Here is a 9,568-nt window from a genome sequence, read left to right as displayed (position 1 = left end):
GTACATGCCCCACCCGGCCGGCGCGCCCGGGCCCCCCTGGCCGCCCCGCCCCCCCCCACGGGCGTGCACGACCCTCAGCGGGTCGACGTCACTTGTTGATGCAGGTGTTGCCGAAGGCGGGGTTCAGCAGCCCGATCACGGAGATCGTGTTGCCGCAGACGTTCACGGGGACGTGCACGGGCACCTGAACGACGTTGCCGGAAGCGATACCCGGGGAGTGCACCGCGGCACCCTGGGCACCGGCGTCGGCGACGGCCAGGCCCGCACCCGCGAGAACCAGACCACCAGTGGCAGCCGCAGCAGCGACGACCTTCTTGAGCATTATTCCTCCTTGTTGGCAAAAGCGATCTCGTGTTGCTGATCGCATTACCTGTAACGAGGAGGAAGTAATGGAGCTACGAGCTGATGGTCGCATTCACCCTTCTCGGGCCCGTTCCGTACGCGCGGCCGATTACGAAGGTCACGAGGCGTCGATGAAGCGGTCCAGCACGCGCACGCCGAACTTCAGGCCGTCGACCGGCACCCGCTCGTCGACGCCGTGGAACATGCCGGCGAAGTCCAGCTCCGGGGGCAGCTTGAGCGGTGCGAAGCCGAAGCCTCGGATGCCCAGCTCGTCGAAGGACTTGGCGTCCGTGCCGCCGGAGAGCATGTACGGGATCGCCTTGGCGGCCGGGTCCTCGGCCACCAGCGCGGACTGCATGGCGTCCACCAGCGCCCCGTCGAAGGTGGTCTCGACGGCCTTGTCGGCGTGCACGTCCTCGCGCCGCACCTTGGGCCCGAGGATCTTGTCCAGGTCGGCGAGGAACTCCTCCTCGAACCCGGGCAGGAAGCGCCCGTCGACATGCGCCGTGGCCTCGCCCGGGATGACGTTGACCTTGTAACCGGCGCCCAGCTGCGTGGGGTTGGCGGTGTTGCTGAGGGTCGCGCCGATGAGCTTGGCGATGCCGCCGAGCCTGGCCAGGGTGCCCTCCATGTCCTCCGGGTCCAGCTCGGTGCCGAGCGCGTCGCCGAGTTCGTCGAGGAAGGCCCGGGTGGTCTTCGTCACCCGCACCGGGAACTTGTGCCGGCCGAGCCGCGCGACGGCCTCCGACAGCTCGGTGATGGCGTTGTCCCGGTGGATCATCGACCCGTGCCCGGCGGTGCCGGCCACGGTCAGCTTCATCCAGTGCATGCCCTTCTCGGCCGTCTGGATCAGATAGAGCCTCCGCTGCTCGTTGACCGTGAACGAGAAGCCGCCGACCTCGCTGATCGCCTCGGTGACGCCCTCGAAGAGGTCGGGGTGTTTGTCGACCAGGTGCCGGGCGCCGAACGTGCCGCCCGCCTCCTCGTCGGCGAGGAAGGCGAGCACGATGTCGCGCGGGGGCCGGCGTCCGCTGCGCAGCCGGTCGCGCACGACCGCCAGGGTCATCGCGTCCATGTCCTTCATGTCGACGGCCCCGCGGCCCCAGACGCAGCCGTCGGTGACCTCGCCGGAGAAGGGGTGGTGGGTCCAGTCGTCGGCGTTGGCCGGTACGACGTCGAGGTGGCCGTGGATGAGGAGCGCGGGCCGTGACGGGTCCTCGCCCTCGATCCGGGCGACCGTGGACGCCCGGCCCGGGTGCGACTCGAAGATCTTCGAGTCGAGACCCACCTCGGCGAGCTTCTCCGCGACGTACTCGGCCGCCTCCCGCTCACCCGGACCCGAGTGGTCGCCGTAGTTGCTGGTGTCGATCTGGATCAGCTCGCGGCAGAGGTCCACGACCTCGTCCTCGCCGGTGACGCCCCTGGCCGTGTCCGTCTCGCTCACGCTGCTTCCTCCCGCTGTCACTGCTGGTGGTTCCCCTCATCCTCCCTCTGAGCCCGGCCCCTCCCCAAGACCGGGCCCCGCCCGTCACACGCCGTTCACGCGGGACGGGGGGTGACCGGGGACCTCGCGAAAGCCTGGTAATGTTTCCTTCGTCGCCGCGGGGGAAACCCCGCACGACAGACACCTTGTCCGGGTGGCGGAATGGCAGACGCGCTAGCTTGAGGTGCTAGTGCCCTTTATCGGGCGTGGGGGTTCAAGTCCCCCCTCGGACACCAGCCGGAGCCCCCGGCCGCTCAGCGGCCGGGGGCTCCGTCGTTCGCTCAGGCCGTTGTGGCCACAACCCGTCCTCCGGCGCCGTGCCCGCGCTGATTCCGCAAGATTCCCCGAGGTCCGACGAAGCCCCAGCTCCCCCGGTGCGCTCCGGCGCGCGCCGGGCTCCGCTACGCCCTCCGGATTTACAATTTACTTGACTCGACCTTACAGGGCTTGTTGACTGGTTCGGAGCCAGTGACTCCCAGGTGACAAGAGGTGAAGCTCTGTGAAGACCCAGGGAAGCCTGACGATCGAGCGCCTGCCGGAGGCCGTCCCGAGAGTCACAAGGGGGCGTCCGCAGCCCCTGGGTGCCACTGTCGACGCCGACGGCGTGAACTTCTCGCTCTTCTCCGAGCACGCGACACGCGTCGACCTGCTGCTGTTCGACCGCTGTGACGCGCCCCGGCCGTCCCGCGTCGTACGCCTGCACCCCGAGCGGCACCGCAGCTTTCACTTCTGGCACTGCCATGTGGCCGGGATCGGTCCGGGGCAGGTGTACGCGTACCGGATCGACGGCCCCCGCAACACCCACCACTCGGGGGCCCGCTTCAACCACCGCAAGGTGCTCCTCGACCCGTATGCGCGGGCCAACATCAACAGCTGCTGGGACCGCGCCCACGCCATCGGCGGCGGGGACAACGTGGAGCACTGCATGCGCAGCCTGGTCGTCGACCTCGACGCCTACGACTGGGAGGGCGACCGTCCGTTACGGACGCCGATGGCGGACACGGTCATCTACGAGATGCACGTCCGCGGCCTGACCGCCTCGCCCACCTCGCGCGCCGCCCATCCCGGCACCTTCTCCGCGGTCGTGGAGAAGATCCCGGAGCTGAAGCGGCTCGGCATCACCGCCGTGGAACTGCTGCCCGTCTTCGACTTCGACGAGACGCAGATCCTGCGCACCGGCCCCGACGGCACACCACTGCGCAACTACTGGGGCTACGACCCGTACGGCTTCTTCGCCCCGCACACCGGCTACTGCGCCGAGCCCCACCTCGCCGGGCACATCACCGAGTTCCGGGACATGGTCAAGGCGCTGCACCGGGCGGGCATCGAGGTCATCCTCGACGTGGTCTTCAACCACACCAGCGAGGGCAACGAGTACGGGCCGACGATCAGCTTCCGGGGCCTCGCCAACGAGGCCTACTACCACCTGTGGCCGCAGGACCGCAGCCGCTACATGGACTTCACGGGCTGCGGGAACGCGGTCAACGCCAACCACCCCATGGTCACCAAGTTCATCCTGGAGTGCCTGGAGTACTGGGTGACCGAGCACCATGTCGACGGCTTCCGCTTCGACCTGGCCTCGGAGATGTCCCGCGGGCCCATGGGCTACGAGATGGCCGTACCGCCGGCCCTCTGGGCGATCGAGCTGTCGCAGGTGCTCGCCGAGACGAAGATCATCGCGGAACCCTGGGACGGCGGCGGGCTGTACCAGGTCGGCCGGTTCCCGGGGAAGCGCTGGGCGCAGTGGAACGGGCCGTTCCGCGACGACGTACGCCGTTTTGTGCGCGGGGACGCCGGCCTGGTCGGGGAGATCGCCTCCCGGCTCGGGGGTTCGGCCGACCTGTTCTTCCCGCAGCAGGTGCTGCCCACCAACAGCATCAACTTCGTGACCTGCCACGACGGCTTCACGCTCAACGACCTGGTCTCGTACCAGCACAAGCACAACCACGCCAACGGCGAGTCCGACGCCGACGGCGCGCACGAGAACTTCAGCTGGAACTGCGGGGTGGAGGGCCCGACGGACTCCGAGGAGGTGGAGCGGCTGCGGGTGCGGCAGATCAAGAACTTCCTGTCCATCCTGATGCTCAGCCGGGGCGTGCCGATGCTGCTCGCCGGGGACGAGTTCCGCAACACCCAGCACGGCAACAACAACGCCTACTGCCAGGACAACGAGACCTCCTGGCTGGACTGGGACCAGGCGGAGAAGGAAACGGAGATACGTTCCTTCACCGAACGGGTCATCGGGCTTCGCAAGCGTTTTGGGACCTTCCGTGAGGCCCGCTTCTTCACCGAACGCCGCAATGAACGGGGTCAGGCCGACGTCACCTGGCACGGCACCAAGCTGCTGTGCCCCGGCTGGGACCACGCGGACGCGCGGGTGCTGGCGGCCACGCTCGGCGGCTTCGACGGCGACCCCGACCTGCATCTGATCCTGAACATGTACCACCTGGGCCTGGACTTCGAGCTGCCGCCCGTCGAGGGCCACCGCTGGTTCCGGGTCCTGGACACGGCCTGCTCCGGGCCGCACGACCTGCTGCCCGCCGGCGCGGAGGAACCGGTCGACGGGGCCGTCTTCCACGCCCACGGCCGCAGTGTCGTCCTCCTTGTGGCGCTACCCGACGAGAAGGGCACGTGACGAGATGAGTGCCACCACCGACCGCCGTATCTTCTCCGACACCCTCGCGGGATATGTGACGTACCACAGCCCCACCCAGCACCGTTTCGGGCTGCGCACCTCCGACGGCCGCGAGTTCACCGTGCACCTGGCCCGCAACGTCGTCTCCCGCATCGTCCGCAACCTGGGCGACCCCTACCACGACACCACCTCGCGCACCCGGGACATGCTCGGCACCGGACGCTTCCTGTTCGCCTACGGGATCTTCTACGAGTGGGAGGGCGGCGCACGCTTCGAGGCGAAGGAGATCACCTTCCCCGAGGAGAGCCGCGGCCACTACGTCTTCGAGCACCCCAACTGGTGGGTGCAGCAGGCCGCGGCGATCGCCGACTTCTATCTGCGCGGCCAGTTCCCCGACGGCAAGTTCGACTGGCGCAACTACCGCACCCACCTCACCCTCGACGGGGCGCACCTGCCCGAGCACGCGGGGGCGAACGTGCGGCAGGAGACCGACACCATCTCGCGGCTGGTGTACGGCCTTTCGACCGCCTATCTGCTGACCGGCGAGGACCGGTTCCTGGACGCGGCCGAGAGCGGGACCGAGTACTTACGGCAGTACATGCGCGTCGACGACAAGCAGGACGGGATCGTCTACTGGTACCACGGCATGGACATCACACCGACCGGGCGGCGCAAGGTGTACGCCTCGGAGTTCGGGGACGACTTCGACGCCATCCCGATGTACGAGCAGATCTATGCGCTGGCCGGGCCGACCCAGACATACCGGGTGACCGGCGATCCGCGGATCCTTCAGGACATCGACCGGACGGTCGCCCTGTTCCAGCGGTACTTCCGTGATGAGGAGCGCGGGGGCTTCTTCTCGCACATCGACCCGATCAACCTCTCCCCCTGTGACGACGCGCTGGGCCGCAACCGCTCGCGCAAGAACTGGAACTCGGTCGGCGACCACGCCCCGGCGTATCTGATCAACGCCTATCTGGCCACCGGCCGCGAGGACTTCGCCGAGCTCCTGGAGGAGACCGCGGACACCATCGTGGCCCGCTTCCCGGACGAGCCGGACAGCCCGTTCGTCCAGGAGCGCTTCCACGAGGACTGGAGCCCGGACCGCACCTGGGGCTGGCAACAGGACCGGGCGGTGGTCGGACACAACCTGAAGATCGCCTGGAACCTGACCCGGATCCGGGCCCTGCACGACAAGCAGGAGTACGCCGAGACCGCCCGCCGGATCGCCGAGATCATGCCGCCGGTCGGCAGCGACCAGCAGCGCGGCGGCTGGTACGACGTGGTGGAGCGGCGGGCGGACGCGGACAGCGGCATCCACCGCATGGTGTGGCACGACCGCAAGGCCTGGTGGCAGCAGGAGCAGGCGATCCTCGCCTATCTGATCCTGGCCGGGACGGCCGACGACCCGGAGTCGCTGCGGCTCGCGCGGGAGGCCGCCTCCTTCTACAACGCCTTCTTCCTGGACCACCAGGACGGCGGGGTCTACTTCAATGTGCTGGCCGACGGGATCCCGTATCTGGTGGGCACCGAGCGGCTCAAGGGCTCGCACGCGATGGCCGGCTACCACTCGCTGGAGCTGTGCTATCTGGCGGCCGCCTACACCGGTCTGCTGATCAGCCACGAGCCGCTCACCCTGCACTTCCGGCCGCGCCCCGAGGACCTGCCGGAGCGTGAACTGCGGGTGGCGCCCGACCTGTTGCCGCCGGGGTCCGTGGAGCTGACCCGGGTGTGGGTCGACGGACGCGAGCACCATCACTTCGACGCCAAGCAGCTGACCGTGAAGCTCCCCGAGAGCGACGGGCCGGTGCGGGTGCGGGTGGAGCTGGAGCCCGTGCAGATGCGCCTGAGGATGCGCAGCGAGTTCGACGGCGGCACCGCGCACGTCCGCTGCGGCGGCGCGGTCGACGCGGGCGAACTGGACAAGTTCCGCCGGGTCCTCGGCGAGGTGATGGCCGCGGGGCCCCGGCGGGTGGAGTTCCATCTGTCCGAGGTCAGCGAGATGTGCCGGCCCGCGGTCAACGAACTGCTCGTGCAGCGCACCAAAGCAGGACTCGACGTCGACTTCGTCGTCGTCGGTGCGGTCCTGCCCGAGGTCCGCGAAGCCCTGATGGCCACAGACGCCTTCCTGCTAGAGGGCGAGGAGGACTGAACCGTGACCACCACCCTGCCCCCCGGAACCCTCGCCGCGGAGCCCGACTTCGCCCCGCCCTACGAGGTGCCCGTAGAGCCGGTGGACTTCTCCGCCTACTGCCAGGACCTCTTCGGCACCCTGAGCCGCTCCGACCAACGGCGCTGGGGCGAGGTCTACGTCCGTGGACTGCTCGGCGTGCCCGGCCGCAAGACCCCGGCCCGCATCTCCGAGCAGGTCCTCGGCCGCCGGGCCGTGCAGCAGATCCAGCAGTTCGTCAACCAGAGCCCGTGGCCGTGCGGTCCGGTGCGCCGGCGGCTCGCCGGGCAGCTCAGCCGGGCCTTCCGCTCGGAGGCCTGGTGCGTCGACGAGGTCGTCTTCGCGAAGAACGGCGACCGCTCGGTGGGCGTGGCCCGGCAGTACGCGCCCTCGCTGGAGCGCACCGTCAACTGCCAGCTGGCGCTGGCCACTTCGCTGGTGGGCCGGCACGGCGGCGTCCCGGTCAGCTGGCGGCTGATGCTGCCGTCCCGCTGGGACCGCGACGAGCGGCTGCGCACCCAGGCGCATCTGCCGCCTCAGGAGCGCTCCCGGCCGCGCTGGCGGTACATCCTGGAGGCCGTCGACGAGATGCTGGAGGAGTGGTATCTGGAGCCGCTGCCGGTGCTGGTGGACTGGCGCGGTGAGGCCGATGTGGCGCCCCTGCTGCGCGGGCTCGAGGCGCGTGGGCTTGCGTATCTGGTCGAGGCCTCGCCCAGCACCGCGGTCACCCTCCCCAGGCCGTGCGCCGGATCCCCGTACGGCAGCGGGACGTTGACGGAGCTCGCCGTGCACGCCGTCCAGCACCGCAAGCGGATGCCGATCGCCTGGCAGGACCGGACGACGGCCCGGATGCGACAGTCCCAGGTCCTGTCCGCACCGGCCCTGCTGCTGACCGAGGCGCCCCACGGCGGGGGTGCGGGCGCCCGGTCCGCGGGGGCGCAGCCGCCGCAGCGGCCGAGGCATCTGGTCACCGACTGGCCGTACGGCCGGCCCACCCCGCGTACGTACTGGCTGACCAATCTGCCCGGGCGCAGGCTGTCGGACGTGCTGCCGCTGGCGCAGCTGCGGACGCTGTCGGGCGAGAGCCTCGGCCGGCTCCAGCAGGACTTCGGGCTCGCCGACTTCGAGGGCCGCTCCTTCCGCGGCTGGCACCATCACGTCACGCTCGCCTCGGTGGCGATGGGCTACGACACGCTGAGCCGGCCCTACCGCGGCCAGCCGACGGCGGTGAAGTCGATGTCGCCGAGGCCGGGCACACCGTAGTTGGCGAGGCCCTTCCTGACCGCGAGCACCTGCGGGCGCTGGTAGAGCAGGACGTCGTGGCCCAGCTGCCAGATCAGGCGGTCGGCCTGGTTGTAGAGCTGGTCGCGGCGTCCTGCGTCCAGGGTGTGCACGGCGCGGCCGAGCAGGGAATCGATCTCGGGGCTGGAAATCCTGCCGTAGTTCTCGTAGAACTGGCCGCCGCTCGGCCGCCGGTAGACGGGGTACAGGGTGCTGGGATAGGTCAGTCCGGTGAATCGGAAGATCGCCAGATCGAAATTCCCGCGGTTCAGATACTTCGACAGGTAGTCGTCGGCCGGGACTTTCTGGATCTCCACCGAAATTCCGGCGCGCTGGAGCATCTGCTGGATCAGCTGGGAGAGGTCGAGACCAAGGCGGTTGGTGGACTGACTGAGTACGAAACGCAGGCGCAACTCCTGCCCGTTCTTGCTGCGGGTGCCGCTGCCGCCGGTGCGGTGCCATCCGCGCCGGTCCAGAATTCGCTCGGCGGCCTTCAGGTCGTAGGTGCCGAGCGAAGCGGAATTGTCCGCGTATCCGGGCTGGTTGGTCATGAAGAAGTGGTTGCCGAGCAGGGGCACCCCGACCGGCAGACCGGTGCCCGCCACCTCGGCGAGGGCATGGCGGTCGATGGCCCGCAGCACGGCCCTGCGCACCTGGGCGTCCGCGAGGGGGCCCGCGGCGCCGTTCAGCGCGACCTGTACGTCGTCCCAGGCGGAGCCGGTGCGGATGTCGGTGTCGTCGGCGTTCTTGAGCCGGTCGTAGAGGTCGGCGGAGGCGGCGTTGACGGCGTCGATCTCGCCGTTGAGGAAGGCCTGGACGGCGGTCGTGGGGTCGAGGGTGCGGAAGACGACCCGGTCGAGGCGGGGGCGGGTCCCCCACCAGGCGGGGTCGGGTACGAGGGTCAGGGTCTGGCCGGTGTCGTCCAGCGAACCGATCCTGAAGGCTCCCGCGGTGATCGGCGCCTTCCCCTGCCAACCGGTGTTGAAGTCCGCCGGGTTGCCGAAGCCGGCGGCCGGGTACAGCGGCGTGAACAGCCGCTGCCAGTCGGCGAACGGCCGCCTGAAGGTGACCTTCACCTCGTGCGCGTCCGCCCCCTGACGTACCGAGGCGATGTCCTCGTAGCCACTCGGGTCGGCGATCCGGTAGCGCGCGTCGCCCCTGCCCAGCGCACGCCACTGGGCCGCGAAGTCCCGCCAGCCGAGCGGCTTTCCGTCGGACCACCTCGCCTCGGGGTTGAGGCGGTAGGTGACCGTCTGAGGGGTGGTGGAGGTGACGGAGGCGGAGCGCAGATAGGCGGGCGCGGGCCGGGGAGCGCCTTCGGCGTCGCGGGTGAACAGGCGCGGCTCCAGCATGCCGGCGACCGTGAAGACGTCGTCCAGGGTGCCGTCCGCCTGGTAGTAGTTGAACTGCGTCAGCCACTGGTAGATCGGCAGCGTCAGGGTGCCGCCCTGGCGGAGTTCGCTGCGCGGGCGGGGGTTGACGTCGGTGCGGCCGTAGGCCGGAACCGCCGCGCTGGAGCTGCTGTTGCCGGGGGCGGCACGGCCGTGTGCCCCGGTGCAGCCGCCCAGCACGGCGCAGAGGGTGATCCAGACCAGCGCGGGCCACAACCTTCTGCCGCGTATCAGGAACCCCGTCATTGCGATGCCCTCTCCCCCGT

6 protein-coding genes and 1 tRNA gene are annotated in these 9,568 nt (G+C 69.7%); 4 read left to right on the top strand and 3 right to left on the bottom strand.

From position 1 onward, the window contains the following. Window positions 1–88 precede the first annotated feature (88 nt). Window positions 89–322, bottom strand: coding sequence for a chaplin ChpH (gene chpH / locus ABT254_RS09600; RefSeq protein ID WP_030947654.1), 234 nt, complete (start codon window positions 320–322; stop codon window positions 89–91). A 138-nt stretch (window positions 323–460) separates the two neighbouring features. Next, window positions 461–1,786, bottom strand: a complete 1,326-nt coding sequence (locus ABT254_RS09595; protein ID WP_351466112.1) for a M20/M25/M40 family metallo-hydrolase — start codon at window positions 1,784–1,786, stop codon at window positions 461–463. A gap of 187 nt (window positions 1,787–1,973) precedes the next feature. Here ABT254_RS09595 and ABT254_RS09590 point away from each other — a divergent pair. From ABT254_RS09590 to ABT254_RS09575, 4 genes are all read left to right on the top strand, one after another. Beyond that, window positions 1,974–2,061 (top strand) — tRNA-Leu (locus ABT254_RS09590). Window positions 2,062–2,324: 263 nt separating this feature from the next. Then, a complete protein-coding gene (gene glgX, locus ABT254_RS09585) occupies window positions 2,325–4,460 on the top strand; it encodes a glycogen debranching protein GlgX (RefSeq protein ID WP_351466109.1) in 2,136 nt (711 codons plus the stop codon). A 4-nt stretch (window positions 4,461–4,464) separates the two neighbouring features. Beyond that, window positions 4,465–6,612 carry an AGE family epimerase/isomerase gene (locus ABT254_RS09580; RefSeq protein ID WP_351466106.1) on the top strand — a complete coding sequence of 716 codons (2,148 nt, stop codon included), beginning with the start codon at window positions 4,465–4,467 and terminating at the stop codon, window positions 6,610–6,612. 66 nt (window positions 6,613–6,678) lie between these two features. After that, window positions 6,679–7,893 (top strand): IS701 family transposase, encoded by a 1,215-nt coding sequence (locus tag ABT254_RS09575; protein WP_450751164.1) that lies wholly within the window; start codon window positions 6,679–6,681, stop codon window positions 7,891–7,893. Here the strand turns inward: ABT254_RS09575 and ABT254_RS09570 are convergent. Beyond that, complete coding sequence (locus tag ABT254_RS09570) at window positions 7,836–9,548, bottom strand: ABC transporter family substrate-binding protein (RefSeq protein WP_351466101.1); 1,713 nt, start codon at window positions 9,546–9,548, stop codon at window positions 7,836–7,838. The genes ABT254_RS09575 and ABT254_RS09570 overlap by 58 nt on opposite strands. Window positions 9,549–9,568: the final 20 nt, after the last annotated feature.

Source organism: Streptomyces sp. NPDC001137, assembly GCF_040298885.1.
Lineage (GTDB): Bacteria > Actinomycetota > Actinomycetes > Streptomycetales > Streptomycetaceae > Streptomyces.
The sequence above is the reverse complement of the archived record's forward strand: the minus strand, read 5'-3'. Positions and strand labels throughout refer to the sequence as shown.